The sequence below is a fragment of the Ktedonobacter sp. SOSP1-52 genome (genome assembly GCF_016587395.1).
The window spans coordinates 1,991,887-2,012,679 of the sequence record NZ_BNJH01000001.1; the positions used below are offsets into that span (position 1 = coordinate 1,991,887).

The 20,793-nt window shown below is 54.3% G+C and carries 10 protein-coding genes and 5 pseudogenes; 10 read left to right on the plus strand and 5 right to left on the minus strand.

Translation table 11 applies throughout. The annotated features are described in order from the left end of the window. Positions 1-1,499: 1,499 nt before the first annotated feature. Positions 1,500-2,081: a GNAT family N-acetyltransferase gene (locus JMJ16_RS09320; protein ID WP_201380593.1), complete on the plus strand. Its 582-nt coding sequence runs from the start codon at positions 1,500-1,502 to the stop codon at positions 2,079-2,081. Between the two features lie 244 nt (positions 2,082-2,325). Here the strand turns inward: JMJ16_RS09320 and JMJ16_RS09325 are convergent, their stop codons facing one another. Continuing rightward, complete coding sequence (locus tag JMJ16_RS09325; protein ID WP_201380595.1) at positions 2,326-2,841, minus strand: hypothetical protein; 516 nt, start codon at positions 2,839-2,841, stop codon at positions 2,326-2,328. Between the two features lie 203 nt (positions 2,842-3,044). Here JMJ16_RS09325 and JMJ16_RS09330 point away from each other — a divergent pair. Continuing rightward, positions 3,045-4,566, plus strand: a pseudogene (locus JMJ16_RS09330) (ISNCY family transposase). Positions 4,567-4,888: 322 nt separating this feature from the next. Here the strand turns inward: JMJ16_RS09330 and JMJ16_RS09335 are convergent. Next, positions 4,889-5,473, minus strand: a pseudogene (locus JMJ16_RS09335) (IS6 family transposase); the annotation flags it as partial. 336 nt (positions 5,474-5,809) lie between these two features. Between JMJ16_RS09335 and JMJ16_RS09340 the strand changes: the two are divergent. Further along, a complete protein-coding gene (locus tag JMJ16_RS09340; RefSeq protein WP_201380597.1) occupies positions 5,810-9,433 on the plus strand; it encodes a DUF4132 domain-containing protein in 3,624 nt (1,207 codons plus the stop codon). A 974-nt stretch (positions 9,434-10,407) separates the two neighbouring features. Here the strand turns inward: JMJ16_RS09340 and JMJ16_RS09345 are convergent. Both JMJ16_RS09345 and JMJ16_RS09350 read right to left on the minus strand, forming a co-directional pair. Continuing rightward, positions 10,408-11,364 (minus strand): transposase, encoded by a 957-nt coding sequence (locus JMJ16_RS09345; protein ID WP_255553174.1) that lies wholly within the window; start codon positions 11,362-11,364, stop codon positions 10,408-10,410. A 21-nt stretch (positions 11,365-11,385) separates the two neighbouring features. Then, complete coding sequence (locus tag JMJ16_RS09350) at positions 11,386-11,709, minus strand: hypothetical protein (protein WP_201380601.1); 324 nt, start codon at positions 11,707-11,709, stop codon at positions 11,386-11,388. Between the two features lie 793 nt (positions 11,710-12,502). On the opposite strand from JMJ16_RS09350, the gene JMJ16_RS09355 reads away from it, so the two are divergent. The 4 genes and pseudogenes from JMJ16_RS09355 to JMJ16_RS09370 all read left to right on the plus strand — a co-directional run. After that, positions 12,503-13,768, plus strand: coding sequence for a tyrosine-type recombinase/integrase (locus tag JMJ16_RS09355; protein ID WP_201380609.1), 1,266 nt, complete (start codon positions 12,503-12,505; stop codon positions 13,766-13,768). 10 nt (positions 13,769-13,778) lie between these two features. Then, positions 13,779-15,989 carry a tyrosine-type recombinase/integrase gene (locus JMJ16_RS09360; RefSeq protein ID WP_201380611.1) on the plus strand — a complete coding sequence of 737 codons (2,211 nt, stop codon included), beginning with the start codon at positions 13,779-13,781 and terminating at the stop codon, positions 15,987-15,989. Between the two features lie 78 nt (positions 15,990-16,067). After that, positions 16,068-16,613 (plus strand): alpha/beta hydrolase, encoded by a 546-nt coding sequence (locus JMJ16_RS09365; RefSeq protein ID WP_201380613.1) that lies wholly within the window; start codon positions 16,068-16,070, stop codon positions 16,611-16,613. Positions 16,614-16,765: 152 nt separating this feature from the next. Then, positions 16,766-17,176: pseudogene (locus tag JMJ16_RS09370) on the plus strand (HAD family hydrolase); the annotation flags it as partial. A 107-nt stretch (positions 17,177-17,283) separates the two neighbouring features. Here JMJ16_RS09370 and JMJ16_RS09375 read toward each other — a convergent pair. Continuing rightward, positions 17,284-17,877: pseudogene (locus JMJ16_RS09375) on the minus strand (IS6 family transposase); the annotation flags it as partial. Between the two features lie 86 nt (positions 17,878-17,963). Here JMJ16_RS09375 and JMJ16_RS09380 point away from each other — a divergent pair. The 3 genes and pseudogenes from JMJ16_RS09380 to JMJ16_RS09390 all read left to right on the plus strand — a co-directional run bounded on the left by JMJ16_RS09380 (position 17,964) and on the right by JMJ16_RS09390 (position 20,739). Continuing rightward, a complete protein-coding gene (locus JMJ16_RS09380; RefSeq protein WP_305068092.1) occupies positions 17,964-19,076 on the plus strand; it encodes an AGE family epimerase/isomerase in 1,113 nt (370 codons plus the stop codon). 47 nt (positions 19,077-19,123) lie between these two features. Next, a pseudogene (locus JMJ16_RS09385) lies at positions 19,124-19,900 on the plus strand (glucosamine-6-phosphate deaminase). Between the two features lie 80 nt (positions 19,901-19,980). Beyond that, entirely contained in the window at positions 19,981-20,739 is a 759-nt protein-coding gene (locus tag JMJ16_RS09390; RefSeq protein WP_201380617.1) for a sugar isomerase domain-containing protein, read from the plus strand. The last annotated feature ends 54 nt before the right edge of the window (positions 20,740-20,793 follow it).

Consider the following 20,793-nt stretch of genomic DNA (forward strand, 5'->3'; position numbering starts at 1 on the left):
CTTCTGGCCCATCCGGGCCAACCCCCGTCTCTGAGATACGTTCCTGTGACCCTTCGCCCTGTCTGCGTCTTTCTCGCAGGCCGCGGCGGAGCGTAACTTCCGCGACTACTTTGGTCACTCTGTACCCCTACACCTCGCGGTGGTTAGGGCAACCCCAAGTTGCTTCCAAGAACCTCAGTTCGTGCTCCAGGTGTCCTTTACGTCTTTTCCCGTTCCGTACGGGTAGGCTTCGACGGAAGCTTTGCAGGGAAATAGTACCGTTCCCGGCAACGTCGAACACAGGCGCTAGTACCGTGTCCTGTGGGCTGCGCTTTTTCCGCCTTGACTGGGCTTGAGACAATCAGTCTTCACCATACACGACTTACCTGACGAGCGTCTGGCCCCTGGTACTGGGACTTCACTCGCCTTTGATACAACATGCTACGGTCCCCTCGACTCTTTCGAGCGAAAGTAAGTTGCTGGTTTATCCACTTCGCTTCAGTGGACTCACCCCGACGGGTGAGAGAGATTCTTGTGCCACATGGGCGCACTAATATCAGCGCTCTGTTGCCATAGGTTCGCACCCTTAGGCAATCCCATGTTCCGTCATGATGATACGTCCGAGTGCGACGTAGGGCACTGACTCATGTCCTTCCATAGCTTCATCAGCCATTCCCCAGGTGTGGAAGTTGCATCAGGCGCGAGGTCCTCCCAATGCACACTCTGGCATCGGTATCAAATGCTCTACCGAGGGGGCACCACTTCCCCGATTGGACATTCAGTTTCAGGCAGTCTAGCTTTCCCCATATCGTGCGGGTCTTGCGACACCTCATCCTACAGCATTTTCGGATGACCATCGCGTTCATGGCAGGCTGTTGTCCCCTCGGCCTTTCGACTCCAGGTTAGCCAGTGACCCAAGAACATTCTTCCAAGTTCTTCCTGGCTGAGCCAGGGATATCATCACGCGTGACATGGCGCACCCTCTCGGCGGGTAGGCGATCCCGTGTTTCGTCTTGATTGCACGTCTCGAGCGCACCGTAGGCGGCCTACTCATTCCCTTCAATACCCTCGTTGGTCATCGTCCATCCAGCAGAAGGAACAGGAATCTCCCGTGGTAATCCCCGTTCAGGATGGCATCGACAAGAGATAGGGTGTCGATGGGAGTGCGCCTACTCCGTCTTCCGAATTGGGCTTCGGGCAGTCTCGCTCTCGCCATAGTGCGCGGATCTTGCAGCGCATGAGCCTACATATCTTCAACTCATCGCTGCGTTCCACAACAGGCTCTTGTCCCCTTTGCCTTTCGGCTCCAGGTCGGTTGGGTGATCCAAGTCCCTCCTTCTGAGGACTTCCTGGCTGCGCCAGGGATACAACCAAGCGCGACACGGCGCACACGCGATGCGCAACGAGGTTGTAGCAATATCCTTTCACGATGAAAGTGATATGGTATAGTAGGCGAGTGAGCGACAGCCAAATCCACTCCCATACCTGGGAGAAAAAAGAACATCACAAGGAAGAAGCCATTGCGTTTCATTGAACCTGAAGCTATTCTTGAGACACCTCGCCTTTTGCTTGAACCACTTCAGATCTCTCATGCATCTGCCTTGTACGAGCCTCTTCAATCCGTTGCTCTCTATGAATATATCCCGGTGAACCCTCCAGCCTCATTAGAGGCGCTCGCCACCCGCTACCAACGGCTCTCTTCCAGAAGATCCCCCGGTGGACAGGAAGTGTGGCTCAATTGGGCAATGCGCGAGCGGAGAGAGAACAGGTATGTGGGAACCCTTGAAGCGACCGTTTACCCCGATGCGACCGCCTACCTTGCCTATCTCGTATTTCCTATCTTCTGGAGACAGGGATATGCGAAGGAAGGATGTAGGCGCATCCTGGATCTTCTGTTGAAGGACTACCAGATCCAGAAGATCTCAGCCGAGGTCGATACACGCAACACGCCATCTATCACATTGATCGAGTCTCTGGGCTTCCAACGGGTTGCTACGACACTTGATGCCGATTTTTTCAAAGGAGCCACCAGCCATGAATATCGCTATGAATACCTGTCCCCCCTTCTCCACAGAGAAACAGGAGACATACATAGAAGATAATCGATATAATCATGTTGGAAGTCCAGGACCTCATCGGGGAGAGGAAAGAGGCAGGAACTACCGACTTAGTGTTTAGGTGACCGCGAGGAGGTCAAATGCATACGTATGAGCAAAAGAAGCCGAAAGGCCATGGAGGGTCAAGGTCAGTTGAGGAGCGGCGACCTCTCGAGCATTGCGGGTCAGGCACGGCTTGCCATCCCCCGGATGGAAGCTCGGGGGATGGCAAGCCCAACTTTTTGTAAATTCAGGAGAAGACGGCTCCAAACGCAATCTGCAGGATAAAACACAGAATAAGGACCAGGAAGCTGATCCCGAACATCCACCAGGAGATCGCTTCATGCTCATGCAAAAAGGCTTTTGTTCCTCTGGGCCAAAATTTCCAGCCCTCTATCAGAGGGATAACGAGCATTAGAGCGAAAGGGAGGGCGGTCCCTATGACCGCAAATGCAATGATCACGCCAAGCATATTGCCCCAGAACGGGCCGCCGCTGGGCACAAACTGAAGATGCGTAGGATGTTGAGGATCATAGGCGATCCTCGGGCGATCCCCAGTCTCGACACCGCAGGCCAGAAGTGGTCTGACATTGACCTTGAGGTTCTGCCCATTGGCGAGAAACTGGATGGTGTCCGCGCAGGTCTCCGTCTCCGTCTGGGAGGTGGAGGTGTTCGTTGAGGAATCATACGTGGTGGAGGTATAGGTATGGGTGTAGGTGCTCAGGACCGTCGCCCGCACGATTGGATGCGTTTGTTGAAAATGCATATCTTCGAGACTGGTCTTGATACCGAAGCCGCCGAAAAAAAACTAGGATCGTAAACTGAGCTTGAAGAGAAGAGTATACGAAAGAGAAAGAGGTGAATGAGGAGAAAGAGCAGATGAGGGGAAGAAGAGTGCCTCGCCCCCAAGCAGAGCAGCACGTCCGTTTGGAGCCCCAGGAGCAGCACTGTCGCTCGTGTGGCCACTGGATGCCAGTGGCCTATCATGGAACACGCAAGGTACTCACGATGCAGGGGTTGGTTGGGCTACGCATCGTCGTTCGCCGTTGCTCCAATTCCACCTGTCAGGCGTACAAACAGCCGTATCGAGCCGAAGAAGAAGGTCGATGGGCGCTTCCTCACGGGGAATGTGGCCTGGATCTCATTGCATACGTGGGGTATCTGCGGTATCGAGAGCATCGTTCTGCTCCTCATATCCAGCGTATGTTGCAGGAGCGAGGCGTGCCGGTCTGTGAGCGCACCGTTGAGCATTTGATGCATCGCTATGAGGAATTGGTAAGCCTGCATCTGTGCAGTCGACACCGGCTGCAAGAATGCTTCGCCTCCCAAGGACGTGTGATTGTGGCCATCGATGGGTTGCAGCCGGATGTAGGTCATGAGGTGCTCTCGGGGTATCTGGGGTCATCCGCGAGGTCCTCTCTGGAGAGATCGTGCTGGCTCGAGCCCTTCTCAGCTCAAGTCAAGAGGATCTGGCGGGTCTGCTCACCGAGGTCAAAGACCTCCTGGTTGTTCCTCTCATGGCGGTGGTTTCTGATGGACAGCTTTCCATTCGTGGTGCCGTCGCGAAGGTCTTTCCCGAGGTCCCCCATCAACTGTGTCACTTTCACTACTTGCGTGAAGCAGCCAAGCCTATGTACGAGGCAGATCGGCATGCCAAAAAGGAGCTCAAAAAGCAGGTTCGCGGGGTACGGCCCATCGAGCGAGCGGTTGAAGGGAGAACCGATGAGGAGGCTCAGGTGATTCATGATTACTGCCTGGCGGTTCGCAGTAGTCTCACCGATGATGGGTTGCCACCCCTCTCAGCATCGGGCCTGCGTTTACAGAAACGATTGCAAGCCATCAGTGAGTCGTTGGATCGCGTGGCTCAAAAAAGGGGCTTCCCCGAGAGCTTGGACGATTGAAGCAACTGCTCGACAAGGGATTACAGGCCACTGAGGTACTGTTTGCCGTCGTTCATCCGCTCTTTGCTCATGTCTGGGCCGTGGCCCAGGTGCTCAGCAATCACGAGCAGCAAGCAGCACAAGAGGTCCACGAGCGCTGTGAGAGGGAACTCACGCGCATGCGAGAGCACGCGGAGCAGCATCAGGCAAGTCGAGAGGCCCTCTCGCACTTCTTGAAGGTCACCCAGAGCTATGGGCCTCATCTCTTTTGCTGCTACCAGGTAGCCGATGTTCCAAAAACCAACAATGACCTGGAACAAGCCTTTGGGGCCGTTCGCCAAGGGGAGCGCCGAGCGACTGGACGCAAAGGAGCCGTTCCGGCTCTAGTGGTGCGGGGAGCTGTTCGCTTGACAGCAGCACTTGCCACCCGCTTGCGTCTGTTCAGTGCAGAGGACCTCATTCCCTCGAATCTGGCTCACTGGCGGCAAATCCGAGCAGAAATCGCCTTTCGGCAAGAGGCTCGCTGCAAACAGCTTCGCTTTCGCAAAGATCCTCTCGCCTACTTGGCTGGTCTGGAGAAACAACTTTCTAAGACAAGTTTACGATCCTAGAAAAAAAGAACCCTCCGACGACGATGACGGGTATCCCGAACGTGAAGCCTGCCCAGAACAATATGGATAGGGCATTCGGTATGTTCCTGCGCACAGTAATCGCCTCCTTGTTTCAGTTCATCAGTCCTATCCCGTCAGTGTAGCGAGGTTGAGAGAAAAAGAAAGTGAAGTAGTTCACTTGCTCGTTTTGCGAGGTGGCCTCAGCCTCAAGGGCTGGAGCAAATTCGGGGTATTGTCAACTTGCCTGTAGGGACGCAGTGTATTGTTAGTTATAAAGAAGAAAGATACCGCAAGACAGTGAGATACAGGGGAAGATCGATCGTTATACGACCTTCTTGGCTTCAGTCACCTCATTCCATTGTTGGAATCGGTCCCGTAAAAGGGTACGCTATTCCCCAGCATGCAAAAGGGGTCTTCGCGGTTGGAAATACCCAGCGATGGGACCAAAGGCAGCGAGAAAGCGTTGGGCGTGTTTGGCTGATTTGAAACGCCGCATCTTCTTTTCACGTAATCGCGTGGATTGGGGCGAATTCTCCACTCGATTGTTCAGCCCTCCGTGCTGCCGATGCTCTACGCCCGGGAGAATCTCGCGTTTCGCCGCTCCATAACTCCTCAGTTTATCGGTAATAATTACACGCGGAGTGTATTATAGCGCCTTGAGGAGCTTCCAAAAAAAGCATTTGGCGGCCTTTTTATTGCGCCGGCTTTGCACGAGGATATCGAGCACGTTGCCATCTTGATCTACCGCTCGCCACAAATAGTGTCTTTGGCCACGGATCGTGAGGACGACCTCATCCATGTGCCATGTATCGCCGCAACAAGGGCGACGGCGGCGTAATTCGTTCGCGTAGGTTTGCCCAAATGTGAGGCACCATTGTCGCACTGTTTCATAGATCACTGCAACCCCCCCTTTGTGCCATCAATGGAGGCTTCCGTCCGTGGATGCGGTGAGAGGGGAACTGAGCTCTGCTTTCCAGTTCACCGCCTCCGTTCGAATGGCACGCCAAAGGCATAAGGACTTCAAGAGGCGGTGTGGACTATGCTCACCCACATCAGTAGGACTTCTGGTCCTGTTCCTTCCATTTCTGCCCCAAAAGTGGAGAATAAGAGGGCAGCAATCAAACAAGGAGGGACAATTGTCAACCACTCTCATCAGGGATACATCACTTCAAAGCCTCCAGCCCTCCCAGCGACAAGAGAGACTTGACGAGCACAATAGTGCTCAACCGATTGGAGATACGATATGTCAGCAACAGAACGAGAGCAAGCACGCGCGCTCCTCGCTACCTACCTTCAGGAGGCGGAGGAGGCTCAAATCATATGGCAACAGCTCAAGTCGCTCATTGAGCCAATCCTGCGAAAGAAGAACGAGCGACAAAAAGCGCAGCTTCTGCGAGCCGCTTTTCAGGAAGTCTCTACGCTCTACCACGAGACTATGGATTGGGAGAATATCCCCTTACAGCGGGTCATCATGCTGGTGGTGGCTTTGAAGAAAGAAGCGATCTCTTATACAATTGAAGACATACAGGACATTCTACAAAGTATTTCCCACCTCTTCACATCAGAGGTATATGACCCCTATGGTTATCGTCAGAAATACTTCCAAGAGATTGTTTTCGATCTTCTGCTGTGTTGGGAGCCAGTGTTCGCGCAAGCAGACCTCCTTGCGCATTTTCAGCCTGCATTGACAGCGCTCTATGCTTTTGTCGACAAGCGGAACGACTACGCGACGCTTCCCCAAGCCTATCAAGTACGTACGATGCTAGGTAATCTGTTGTACGCTGGAAGTCCCCCCGGACTCGCCACACTCCTGCGCGACTACGCGCAGAGGGCGGGACCTTCGCTTGAAGAGCAAGCTACTACCTGCCTCGCCACGTATCATCAGGAACTTGGGAATTGGATAAGGGGGAAGCACCCGGCGCAAGAACTCTTGAGCCAGAAGGCTTCCCCGCGCTTAAAGGCCTTCCTGCTCAGGGAAGCGTTTCGGGAGGTGTATACCCACTTTCAGCCACACCACCACCCTGCTATCTTCGATCAGGATGTCTACCTTATTCACCTTCTCCACCCTCAAGACGTATCCTATGAACGCGAGGATATACGCGACATTCTGGAAAGCATCGCTCGCATCTTCGCGTTACCTGACTATGCTCATGGCCAGTTCGATGCCGTATTTAAGTCTGATATTGTAAATAAGCTAGAGGGACCCCTCTTGTGGGACGTGTTTGAGCGTATGATGCCTCAACTCCAACAGCCGGAAACAGTGGACTTTTGCCGACGAGAGATTACCTCCATCTATACTTCTCTCTCGCAATATCCTTGGTATCGCCCGGACGAGTGGAGAAACAGGCTGCGTTTACGGCTGCGCCACCTTCTCTTTCCCAAGAGCGCGGGGCCGTTGATGGATTGTCTACAAGCCAGCGGCGCCCGCTTTGTACGTGACGGGGAACTCGCCGCCTTGCTCACAGCCTACCATCAGGAGATGGCCTGTGGTATGCCTTCCGCGTTGGATGCTGCCACAACACGGCTCGTCAAACAGCACCTCACGCCAGAGTCAACCGTGCTCCTCCTCTGCCTTCTTGCCGAAGAAGGTCATACACTACGGGCGCAGGCCGAAGATCAAGAACGCCAATGTCGAATTTCACAGAACCTTTGCCTCATACGAACGCTCTCTAAGAAGTCACTTCCCTTCCATCCTAAACATATTCATACCATCCTCCACGGGGTGAACGCATACCAGGGGGTGGCTGCATACCTGGACTTGCTCGACATTCTCACCTATCTCCTGCTTCAGACCTTTCCCACTCACCTCACAGAGCTTGCAGTTATGGAACAATGTACTGCAGATCTGGAAACCATTCGCCAGATCGCGCAAGAGCATGGATATAACAACCGCTCCACAGGGCAAGAGCGGCGCTTTTGGCTGAAGCTGCAAGACTATCTCTCTCAACGCCAGCAACAATTCCACTACTCACTCCTGCCCGACGACTGGGGTACTCGCATTCTGGAAGACCTCAGCGCCCTTTCCCCCGAAGCACGTGCCCCCTGGCTAGCTCTCTTACAGCATTGCGCTCTCGCCACAACGCCTACCCCTTCTCCCCAATGGCAGCAACAGGCACGAACACTGCTTTCAGCTCTGGACAGCGACACCTTCACGCCCACGCTCCATCGCTGGGTGCGCTTCTTCAGCGACAAAAAGGGTGGGCGTATGGATGGCACCAATTCAAATATTCTCCGTGGCCTGCTCTGGCTCTGCATGGGGCACAGTGACCGCTTCCTGGCCGCGCTGCTGGCAGATACCGCGATCGAAGGCTATCGCAAACTTTCGGGACTGGGACCCCGCAGTCCCAAAGTCGGGGATGCGGCGGTCATCAGCCTGCAAGGGATGCGCGGACGAGACGCGATTGGGCAGCTAGAGCGCGTACGCCGCGCGGTCAAGCAGCCATCCTATCAGGCGAAGATTGAACGCACTCTCGATGCCATCGCCCAACGCGAACAGATGCTCCGTCTTGACTTGGAAGAGCTCACCGTACCCACCTTCGACCTGCACGAGGGTCAGTTACAGGTGCCGCTTGCCACCTGGACAGCGCGTCTATACGTAGAGGGCAAGGGCGTGCAACGGCAATGGCTTGATCCAGAGGGCAACCAGCACGACGCTCTCCCTGCCTCCATCCGGCGCGCGGCGAAAGAGGAACTGAAAACCCTCACGCGCCTGGTCACGGATATGAAGCACCTGCTCAGTGACCAGCGACAGCGCTTAGAGCGCCTCTTTCTGCACGAGCGCCACTGGTCACTGGTGGATTGGCGGGAACGCTACCTGGACCATCCTCTGCTACATGTACTGGCGCGACGGCTGATCTGGCAGGTGCGTCATAACACGCAATGCTGGCGTGTCATCTGGCACCAGGGCCAACTCGTCACCAGTGACACGCAGGCAGTTGAACTGCCGCCAGAGGCGCAAGTCACCCTCTGGCATCCCCTGATGAGTGATTCACAAGAGGTCGAAGGCTGGTGCCTCTGGCTAGAGGCGCACCGTGTCACGCAGCCATTCAAGCAGGCGCATCGGGAAACCTACCCCATAACGGACGCGGAGCGCACCGCCCATAACGTTTCCCTGCGCTTCGCGAACCACTATATTCGCCAACACCAGTTGAACGCCCTGGCTCGTGCGCACGGCTGGAGCTTCGCTTTACAGAGCGACTTTTCGGGATCAGTCCAGGATGATCCTGTGAGGTTCGACCTCCCCCACCTGGAGATACGCGCCGAATTTGCGCTCAACCAGCTCCCCGGCGAAGATGAGGCGATCCCGCAGTACCTGCTTACCTCACATGTGCGCTTCCCGCTGCTCGCTTCAAGCAACGGCAGCAAGCAATTGCTTCCCTTAGCCCACGTTCCCCCACTGGTCTTTTCGGAAATCATGCGCGACATCGATCTCTTTGTAAGCGTAACTAGCCTTGGAGCCGATCCCTATGGATATACACAAACGGGTCCACTTCTGGACTACTGGCAGGCCTACAATCAGGAAACGCTATCTCTCTCTGCGCAAAGGAGAAAGCAGATCCTAGAACGGCTAGTGCCACAGCTGGAAATTCGCGAACGTTGTACGCTAGAAGATCATTATCTGCACGTGCGGGGCGATGTGCGGACCTATCGCATTCATCTTGGTTCCGCTAACATTCTGATGGAACCAGGACCACAGTACCTCTGCATCGTTTTCGATACCAGCGCGAAGGCGGACTCAGACGAGCCGTTCTTCCTGCCCTTCGAAGGTGATCTAGTGCTAGCGCTCATTCTTTCCAAAGCCTTTTTGCTCGCCGACGATACGCATATCAAGGATCAATCGATCCTCAGTCAGATTCGCTCTCGATAGCTCGTCAAAACTAGGGGAGGCCAAAGTACGAGCCGGCCTCTCCTTGAGCGTGTTTCCCACGCGCCCACTGCTCCTCGCCGCACAGGAACCCCTGACAGTGTTAGTGACGACTCCCCACGTCTGAAGGGCTGATTCTTACCCACATCTTTTTGGGTTCAGGTGTGAAGCCAGTCTTTATGGGGTGATAACATTTTTTCCTGTGCGCCGCTTCGGCGGCAGACCTAGAGTGCAATGAAAGTTGCGAGAACTGATGGAATGTTCTCTGAACACTCCACTTACCCCAACCCTCGAAAGAGGAGGGCGACCGTAGCATGTGGAGACGGCTGCGTAGGAGGAAATTCCCAATCCTTTGAGCGGTCAGTTCAAGATGCGTATGGCGAAAGCTGCATTGCCTGAATCTCAGTCCTTCTGATCTCGAATGTGATCCTAACGGAAGGGAGTTATATACGTTGGGACCAGCATCTAGAGTCGTTTGGGGGAAAGACGACCCTATCCATCGGTGCTGGCAGGCCTCTGATACGAGAGGCAAAGAAAGGACGAACGAGACGCCTGGGCGCATCGTTTCTCAGTCTGCTGAAAAGGCGGGATGACCTAAACAGGGAGCAATCCCTGCATGGTTACGGAGGCCTGGTATTACTCGACGTACGGCTGTAATGGCATGTGCAGACCGCTTTGGCGGTACCGACAGAAGGATAAACCAGAGGCAACTGTGGCGAAACCATCTCTGTTTGGGAGGAAGCAGGCTAGCGGAACCTGAGAGAACCTGGAAAGGAAAAGTGGGGTGTGCTGATGCTGCCCCGAAACCGAGTACAGAAGTATCCAGGGGAAGGTGAGAGCCGTGTGCGGTGATAAGTCGCAAGCACGGTTCGAGAGAGAGGGTGCCGGGCGACCCCGTAAGGGGCGTCCGCTCCCCACTCTACCCCGTTTTTGGCTCATATAATAGCACTAAGTTTGCACATTTCCAAACAAGCCGCTTAAGCGGCCAAGAGATCAGCAATTTGCTCGCTTGGGGTGCCTTGAAGCGCGTGATCAGTGATCCATGCCACAAGCAAGCGGTGATGAATTTGCTGGAGATCCCGTTTGGCTTCCCCCAGCGTTACATGCCGTTGCCGCTGGGTCTGCAACCAGCCGCGATGCTCCTCCAGAAAGGAGAAGGCGATCCAGCACAAGCTCCAATAGCGCTGCAGCCCCTGGGCACTCATCAGTTGATAGTGATCAATGCCCAGCAGTTCTTTGACGTCTTCAAAGAAAACCTCGATGTCCCAGCGACGAGCGATATGGGTGAGCAGCTGCTCCACATCGGCCTGCAGATCGTTTGAAGCCCAGAAGCGAGCCCGGCTCACTGGATCATCGAGGTGCTGACGAATGATGATCAGTTGACAGCGATACAAGCTTTTCACCGAACTGTTCAGTACATGCACCCACACCCGATGTTCGGGGTTGCGCGGCCAGGCACAGGGCACAAAGGCCGCATCCGGTAAGCTTTCGACATAGGCGCAAAGGCGTTGCCACCTCCAGCCTTGTGGCGAGGTCGCATCCGGGATGCGCACCGAGCGATTGCTGCGCAAGGCCGTGGTGATCAAAAAGCCACGATCTCGTGCCGCTTTCCAGATGGCTTTGGCGCTGTACCAACTGTCGAGCAACACATGGGTGAGCGTGTCCTGCGGCGGCTCAAACTGCTTGATGATCTCGATCATGAGGGCAATCTTGCTCTGGAAAGGGACCCCTTCTTGCACACAGGTCGCCTGCTGACGGTAGAGTCGGGGCTCTAGCGGAAAATGCTGTCCAAGCAAGACATAGAGGCCTTGCACCAGGGAATGGCCCTTGACCCGCTGGTTCTGCTTGCTGTCGTGATGCCGCCCCAGGCCTTGCATCTTCACTCCTTTCGGTTTGCCAATCGTCGAGTCATCGCCAATCAAGTAGCCTATCACGAAGAGCTTGCGAGGGCGACCTCATCCAACAGGTTGCAACGTGCGCTGGCGTGAGAGATCCTGGTGGACCCAGGGCTGCATCTGAGCCACAAAGCGAGACCAGGCCAGGGCATGCAGAGGCGTTTGGTCCCACGGAGCTTGAGCAAGGAAACGGCTCAGACTTGCCAGGCTTTTGCTCCCAGCCACCGCCCGTTTGAAGTGCAAGAGCGTGAACCCTTGGGAACCGACGATCAACGCAAGCAGCACGGTGACGAAGTGCTGAAATTGTGGGCGCGAAAACAAGGTCTGCCTGTGTTCTAGATACTGGCGAAAACGCGCGTCCAGACATACAATAGGGTGTGGCATGGCTGACTCCTGACAAAAGACGTTTTTTGCTTGTTTCTTTTGTATCATGAGTCCTCCATGCTTTCAATTTTTTACCCATTTGGAAAGTGCAAACTTAGTGTAATAGTTTGAGTGACAGGCCTCTGAGTATTAATGGATACTGTTGCTAAATTGTTTGGGATACAAGAGAGGCGAACATTTGCTACGATAGTGGTAAATGGCGCGAATGTTCGACGATTTTTGAGCCGAAACGTGGGAAATCGGCGTGAATGTTAGAAATCGAGCATTGGCTGCCTGAACACATGGCTCCAGAAGCGGCTCCTAGCACTTGTCATGTGTAAATTCGAGCGCTAAGCTGGGAGAGCATTTCAAGCTTTACTTGCATCATCTACACAAAAACTGTGCGAGATTGGTTAGACGAAGACTCTGGATCGGCCATGCGCGTTTGCTCTTTCTGTCTCTTTGAAACTCAAAGAAGCGAACGTGAGGCGAACCATGGTGCTGTGAATTTACAAAAACGGTGTGCAAACGTCCGCTTGTAGAGCGGCTTTCTCAGGCGATGAATGGTCGATTCCCATGTTTCGCGCTGATTTCCTAACATTCACCTGAAAAACCGTCGAACATTCGCGCTATTTACTAAGATCTCCATGCTAGCATTGCACCTGCTGCAAATTTCTCTGGTGTACACATTATCTCGTGATTTTGAAGGCCATTTCGAGAATTGCCCCTGTGCAGCTTGAGCTTGCATTGTTCTTCACTAGGTGCATAGGATAAAGCATTAATCGTCTTTAAGGCAGAACAGGAGAAGCTAACGATGGGAGCATTTACACCAATTCAATCGTCTCAGTCACCTGGCCTCTTTCTTGTCATGGGGCCAGATGGCTCCGAAGTCACGACCATCAATGAATTCCTGCTGCACTTAGCTCACTTAGGGCGATCTGCTTACACGCTCCGTTCCTACGCGCAAGGTCTTGCTCATTTTTTCGATTGGCTCCATACAACCGAGCGCCAGGTTGATGAGGTCACGCCGCAGGTGATCGAAGCCTACATTACCGCCTTCAGCCTCCAGGCAAAAGCAGGAGCTTGTTCAGTTGATCCTGCCAAGGCAGGTCAGATCAACTTGCTCACCCGCAAATCTGCTTCAAGAAAAGAGCGGCAGCCACGGACGATTAATCACCGCTTGAGCGTCCTTGCATCCTTCTTTGCCTATCGTATTCAAGCTGACACTGCCCAGGAAAGCGGCCCCTGGGTCAATCGTTCCAATCCGGTGCCGTCGCCACAACAGAACGTCCATGGAATGCCTGGCCGAGATATCCCCAGGCGAGGAAAGCGAGGAGAACTACGCCGTCGCGTGCCCCGGCACCTTCCGCGACACGTTGATCCTCCTCTGGCCCAACAGTTCATCGATACAGCCCATTCCTGGAGAGACAAAGCTCTCCTAACCTTGTTGTATCGCGCGGGGCAGCGAATTGGTGATTGGAGCGAGTACGCAGGTCGGCACGGTATTCTCGGCATGACCCTGGCTGACGTGGACGAGCAGGCCCACACCATCACCGTGCTGTTGAAAGGGGCGCGCGATGAGTATCGTGTTCCAGTCACTGAGGACTTCTGGCCACTGTACCATCATTACCTCTCTGCTGAACGGCCTGCTGATCTTGCGACGCCAGCACTCTGGATCGGTCTTCGCAAAGGGAAGGGAGCGCCGCTGACCTACGCCTCCTTCGAGTCCGCGCTGCGCTATGTTGGTCGCAAACTGGGTGCCAACGTGAATGCTCATATGTTCCGTCATACGCTGGCCCAGGCGCTCGTCGATCAGGGACAGCTCAAAGTCGCGCAAGATCTGCTGGGCCATCAGCATTTGGAAACGACAGCAGACGTGTACGCATCAACTGACCACCGAGCACTTGCTGAAGCGCTCAGTGCAACGAAATCTCAATTTGATCAGGAAGTGGTCCAGCAGAATCGGGTAAGAAGAACTGGTCGCGCATCGCCTCACGAGGTCCGCTATGTTTTCTCCTACGACGATCTGACACTGCAGGAACTCGATCAGGCGGCTAGTAGCCGACCAGAACATCCATGAGGGAAAAGCCATGGTGACAGAACCCGCCCAGAAGCGTTTGGGAGACCTCCCATACGAAGGAGATTCCTTCCTCGGTCAGCTCACCCATGTACAGGCCTCGATGCGTTTCCATCCCTACGCTCGTCAGCAAATTCTGCGTACTTTTGAGCCTTTACGGCAGGCGCTGGATACGTGTCATGGTCTGACGCTTCAGGAACGATGGCAAAACTTTGAACAACATATCTGGCCGCAGTGGTTGGCTGGACAGGACCGGCCTCTGGAAAAATGGTGGACCGGTGGTGTGCGGGTTGCAGTCACGGCTCGCCTCGTCCGGCCCGGTTGGGATCTGCTCTGCCACAGTAATACCGCGACCTGGATGAAATCTCTCTCTGAGAACGATCCGCTCTTCTACCAAGTCCAACGTCTGAAAGAGGCGCTGGCCTCGCTCTCATGGGCACGCCCCCAGATGCAGGCTGCGGCACTCAACGCAGGACTCCGCCTCTTGCTCTTCCATAGCTATCAGGTGCTTGAGCAGATCACCGAACAGAATCTTCTGGACATTCCCGCTGCTGCGGAACTGGGCAGCGATACCCTCGATGCGGCACTCTGTGCATTGGAGATCTTCGCCAGAACTCCGAAACGAGCAGGCAGCCGCCACTTACGCAAAGAGCGTCTTTCCATCGAGGAGCTGGTGGCCCAATTGGCGATCCCAGAACGGTTTCAGGAGGTCACGGCGCTGTATCTCAAAATGTACGCTGCACGGATCAGTTCGGCTTACCAAACGCTGCGGCACAAAGTGTATTCTCTGGCTCATTTCTGGCGCTTCATTGCTGAGCATTTCCCTGAAGTACACAGTTGCGCGGAGATCCTGCCGATTCAGGCACGTGCTTTCATCCCATATGCCATTGAACGTGGGCAGAAGATCAAGCGTGGGAGAGTAGAAGAGCAGGACGACCGCGTCACGGCCTGCAACTGGCTCATGGATGTGCGGGTGTTTTTTGCCGATATTTGCACCTGGGCAACAGAACCCGCTTCTTTGCTTGCTCCCTTTGTACCGCGTACAATCCCCTTAACACGGCATGACCTCATCGGTGTTGGATTTGAGCAGGCCCGCAAGCGCAGCCAGGCTCGCATGACCACCGCCATTCTTGATCTCGAACGGGAAATGCCTAAGATCTGCGCCTACGCGTTGCAGCACTGGTCAGAAGCTGAAGAAGCCCATCGACAGGCATCCGACAGCACGAAGAAGCAAGCAACAGCACTCTCGGCATTTTGGGATTGGGCCTTACTGGAGTTGCTCGTTCAGAGTGGGTTGCGCGTGGAGGAAGCCTGTGAACTGACAACTCTGGATATCCTGAAACGAAAAATGCCCGACGGTCGAGTGTACTACCTGCTGCACGTCAAACCATCCAAGTATGATCGCGCTCGGGTTATTCCCATTGGGGATGGGCTGGGGCGAGTCATCGCCGAGATCATCCGGCGAGTGAAACAGTTTTATGGAACGGCAACTGTCCCTTTCTGCGATCAGTGGGATTACCACGAATCACTCCCGCTCCCGCGTGCGCCCTATTTGCTGCAAGGCGCGGGTCATCCGAGCTGTCTGACCGCCCAGACCATTCGCGCCCGTTTGCGCCATCTTTCGGAGAAGTCCGGCGCGCAAACAGCCGCCGGAGACCCATTGGTATTGCGTCCGCATGATTGTCGCCGGGTCTTTGCCTCAGAACACTTGAACAACAATACGCCAGTGCATGTAATCCAGGCTCTGCTTGGGCACGCCACCCTCGATACCGTCATGGTCTATGCGAAGCTGTATCCAGAGCACCTGGTCGATGAGTACCGGAAAGCTCTCCATGGGGTTTATCGGGCGGTTCATGGTGAGGAAAGCTTTCGCAACCCAACAGCGGAGGAATGGGCAGCGTTTGCCGCAAGCTGTAGCCTGCGTGACATGGGGACACATGTGTGTGCTTTACCAGCAGGGGAATATTGCCCGAAAGGATTGGTGTGTTTAGGCTGTGTTCATGCGCAACCGAAAAAGAGCGCCGCTCCAATCTTTAGTAGAATGCTAGCCAGCCATGAGCGCGCCTTAGCTCTGGCCCACAAACGGAACGAACCGGCTGGACAAATTGCAGCGCGAGAATTGGAGGTAGCGCGTATCCGCCAGGCACTGCGCCGAGCAGAGGAACTGACAGTGGACGTAGCGGCAGCGATTGAAGAAATGGCTGAAGGGGGAAGAGCTACGTAAGGTATCATCTGCCGCAAAGTAATGGATGAGTGAGAATGCGAGGCAAGAGAAAGAAATCCAGTGACAAGGAGGAAACGAATGAGAAAACAAGTACTTTTCATTCAGGGTGCTGGTAATAAGCACAAGCCTTTCGGAAGCGGGAAGCTGATTGCATACCTGCAGGAACAACTCGGGAGCAATTACCAAGTCCTGGCTCCAGATATGCCTGATCCTGACCATCCTAAATACCTTGCTTGGAGGGACCAGATTGAGCAAGAGCTAGGCAAGCTCGATGCTGATGCCTTGCTCATCGGGCACTCTTTAGGTGGTTCAATGCTGCTCAAATATCTGGCCGAAGGAACCTACCACAGACCGATTGCGGGGCTGTTTCTAGTGGCTGTGCCCTACTGGGGGAAGCAGGATTGGGAGCTTGAGTACGCTGTGCCAGATGATTTTGCTTCACACCTCCCCCTGATCCGACAACTCTTCCTGTATCACAGCCGTTCTGATGAAGAAGTCCCGTTTTCTTCTCTTCGGCGCTATCAAGAACAACTGCCCCAGGCAACCGTCCGAGTGCTCGATGGGAAGGAACATTCTTTCACAGAAGGGTTGCCTCTGCTCGTTCAAGACATCAAGCGGTTGTAACCCAGAGTCTCGCTCAGGCTCGTCGCAGACAAGCCTCAGTTTAAATCATCAGTTACTTTGCGGCTGGTACACCTTACGTAGCTCTTCCCTTGAAGGGGTAGTTCCTGAGTGAGTGGGATGCTGGAGCCAGAAAATCACGAGATAATATATTATATCTGAGAACAGAAGCCATTGAGATTGAAGGCGTCGTTGAAACGCTTGCTGAACTGTCAAAATACGTCCGCATGGCCATCGTGACGACTGCAAAACGTGTGGATTTTGAAATTATCCCTGAAAAGCGCCAAGTTAGACAATTCATGGATTTCGTCCTTGTTCGCGAAGACTACCAGTTCACCAAGCCGCACCCGGAACCATATCTGACCGGCTTAAAGCGCCTCGGAGCCACCAAAGAAGAGACGCTGGTTGTGGAGGATTCATCCAGAGGGCTGAACTCAGCCGTGGCGGCCGGTATTGACTGTGTCATTGTCTCTAACGACTTTACAAAAGTACAGGACTTTTCACAGGCTCGCTATCGAATCGAAACGCTTATTGAATTGAAGGACATCATCCTTAATCGAACCTGAAGGGGGTTCGTGCATCCAAACCTTAGCGTACAGTTTTCAGATTTGGATGCGCTGACCCCTAAAATGCTACTTTGCGGCTGGTGACAGCAACCTTAACTCCACCCCTTGAGATAGGGATTACAGCGATGGATGACTTCTTTGCCGAACGTCTCACGGATGGCACGAGGATAGGAGTCATGACCATCCGTCGTCACTCGCTCTGGCGCTTGGCCAATTGTGGCCACAGCTTGGAGGAAGAACCGCTTTGCTGCATCCATGTTGCGCTTCTCACTCACCATCGAGTTAACCAGATTGCCATCGCGATCAATGGCGCGATACACATAGCACCATTTTCCATGAACCTTGATGTAGGTTTCATCGACGTACCAGGAGGTCCCTATTTGGCCACGTCGCTTTCTTCGCAACTGATCCGCTATCAACGGGGCAAAGCGGGCTTCCCAGTCGCGAACGGCCTCATGCGTGAACACGAAGCCCCGCTCCAAAAACAGCTCAGTGAGATCGCGAAGACTCAGTTTGTACCTGAGCCTCCAGAGCACAACGAGTAGGACAATCTCTGTCGGATATTCCAAATAATTGAAAGGAGTCCCAGAACGTTCATTAAAGGTACGTTGGCACTCTCGGCAGCGGAATGTTCGATAGCCGAGCGAGGTCTTCTTACGCTGTTCTTTCGTGGTTGAGCGTGTGCAGTATGGGCAGTTCATTGGGCACTCCTCTCAGGATGTTCTGGATGTGTATCAGTCTATCACAAAAGATCCTCGGCTTAGAGTCTTGTTCTCAGTTTTGACGCATCCGGTCACAGGGGCGCATGATCTGGTTGTTGGCTCGCCTGAGTGAATTGAGCCACAACGGCCTGCTGCGCCAGGATGCTGATCGCTTGCTCGACCTGACGCGTCAGGGCGTTGCGTTTGTGACGAGCCACGCCTTTCTTGCGAATGGAAACTGTGCCTATCTGCTTGATCGCTATGGACATCAAAAGGAGCCGCTTCCCGGTCAGGGGTTTGATACCAGTTTCTTTGCCGATTGCTTTGTGACGCTTGGTTTTACCGAATATGCGCGCATCGCTCAGGATGCTCAGGTGCTTGAGCAAGCCTTAGCGCTGTGTATGCGCATTGTGCAGCGCATCAAGGCTGGTTCTATCCGCAGCGAGCCGTATCCTGTTCCAGCCGGATTTGAGGCCCATAGTATCCCTATGATTATGCTGAATGTGACTCAGGAACTGGCCTCTGCCCTGGAGGCGTTCGGGCATCCCCAGTCCCAGGAATTGCGCCACTTGAGTTTTGCATATATGCAGGCGATCATGGAGCGTTTCTACCAGCCGGATGGCCTTGTCGCCGAACTTCTTCCGCAATCTGGCGACGCGCCAGATACAGTGTTATGCAGACACGTGACGCCAGGCCATACCATTGAGAACATGTGGTTTGTGCTGCGCGAAGCTCAGGCCAGGGGACAGAAGCAGTGGGTGCGACAGGCGACGCAGGCGATAGCGAAAGCGTATGAGGTGGGCTGGGATCAACAGTACGGCGGTCTGTTTCGCTTCGTCGATCGCTCTGGCGGCAAGCCTGGTGGCACGCAGACTGGCGCTGTGTATGAGCGTTTAATCCTGGACACATGGGATACGAAGCTGTGGTGGCCGCATTCAGAGGCCTTGTATGGCACTCTGCTCGCGTACTATCTTACCGGGGATGCAAGCTTCGCTTCATTGTATCAGCGCACTCATGCGTATGTATTCAAGACGTTTCCTCATCTCGATCAACGCAGCGGCGAGTGGATTCAGATCCGCGATCGACAGGGGCGACCCATTGATAAAGTTGTGGCCTTGCCGGTTAAAGACCCCTACCACATTATTCGTGATCTCGTGCTCATTATTGAATTACTACAGCAAAAGTTGACGATGGCATAAGAATGTGCACAGGGCATGAAATACACTCTATCGACAAGGAGATGAACATGAGTACAACAGTGCAGCCAATCAGTTCTCAAACAGTAGATAAGCTACGGGTCCAGATTTACGCGCATCGACAGGCGCTTGGTCTAGCCGCCGGCTAGGATGTTGGTGCCAGGTTGCGGGAGTTGCTTGCGCAACAGGCGCAGGTACGCATGATCTTTGCAGCGGCGCCCTCACAGAACGAGTTTCTGCACACGTTGTCGCGGTACGAAGGCATCGACTGGGCCCGCGTGGTTGCGTTTCACATGGATGAGTATATCGGGCTGCCGGCGAGCGCTCCCCAGCGTTTCGCTTGTTTCCTATCCGATCATCTATTTAATATCGTCAAACCGGGCCAGGTGCATCTCATTGATAGCAGCGGTGACATCGACGTTGAATGTCAGCGCTACTCCGATTTGTTGCGTTCGGCTCCCATCGACATTGTGTGTCTGGGAATCGGCGAGAATGGTCACATTGCCTTTAATGATCCCCCTGTCGCCGATTTTAACGATCCATTGCTTGTGAAGCCGGTCGCACTGGATATCACCGCGCGCCAGCAGCAGGTCAATGATGGCTGTTTTGCGCGCCTCGATGCTGTGCCCACTCATGCGATTACGCTCACGATTCCCGCGTTGCTATCCGCCAGGGCGTTGTTCTGCATGGTGCCAGGGGCAACAAAGCGTGAGGCTGTGCGGCAGACGCTGCGCGGCCCCCTTACGACCGCATGCCCTGCGACCATTCTGCGCCAGCATGCCGATTGCGTGGCCTATCTCGATACCGACTCCGCTGCCCTGCTCTAAAGAGAGCACAAGTGGGGCTGGGGCTGGATACGCAAGGGACTGGCGCGGCTCCAGTCATGAGATGATGAGGAGAAATAACGATGAGTACTCCGGCGATGACCCGGTATCTACAACTGATTGTAGAACATTTACAGCTATTGCATGAATCGAATCGGGAGTCTATTCAGCAGGCCGCTCGTATGGTGGCGGATCAGGTGAAGGCTGATAAGCTTGTCTATGCCTACGGACCGGGTGGGCACTCTAACCTTGGTTCGCAGGAACTCTTCTTCCGGGCGGGTGGATTGATGCATGTGAGCGCGATGCTGGATGAGGGAACGCTGCTAAGCGGAGGCGCGCTGCGCTCGATGGCGATTGAAAGAACGCCCGGTTATGGCAAAATCGTGATCGATGACTATGGACTGGGCGAAGGTGATTTGCTGATACTGATCAATGCTTATGGTATTAATGGCGCTTTGATCGATGCCGCTTTAGAGGCCCAGCATCGCGGCGCCAAGATTATTGGTGTGACATCGGTTCGCCATGCTCAGGCAACGCCAGCGGATCATCCGGCGCGCCACCCTTCTAAGAAGAATCTGTATGAGTTAGTTGATGTGGTGCTCGATAGCAAGATTGAGGTAGGGGACGCAGTAATCAAGATTGAAGGCATTAGCCAGCCTGTCGCCCCTATGTCTACCTTTGCCACGGCTTACCTGCTCAACTTACTGGTCGCGGAGGCCGTCCAACTGCTCGCGCAAGAGGGCGTGGACCCTCCTATCTGGCGCAGCGGGAATGCGTCAGACGGAGACGAGATCAATGGCAGATTCATCGAGCGTTTTAAAGGGCGAATTAAGAAGCTCTAGGGAAGCAATATGTCTGGAATGTGCTGGAATTAGGAAGGTCTTCTACAGAAAGGT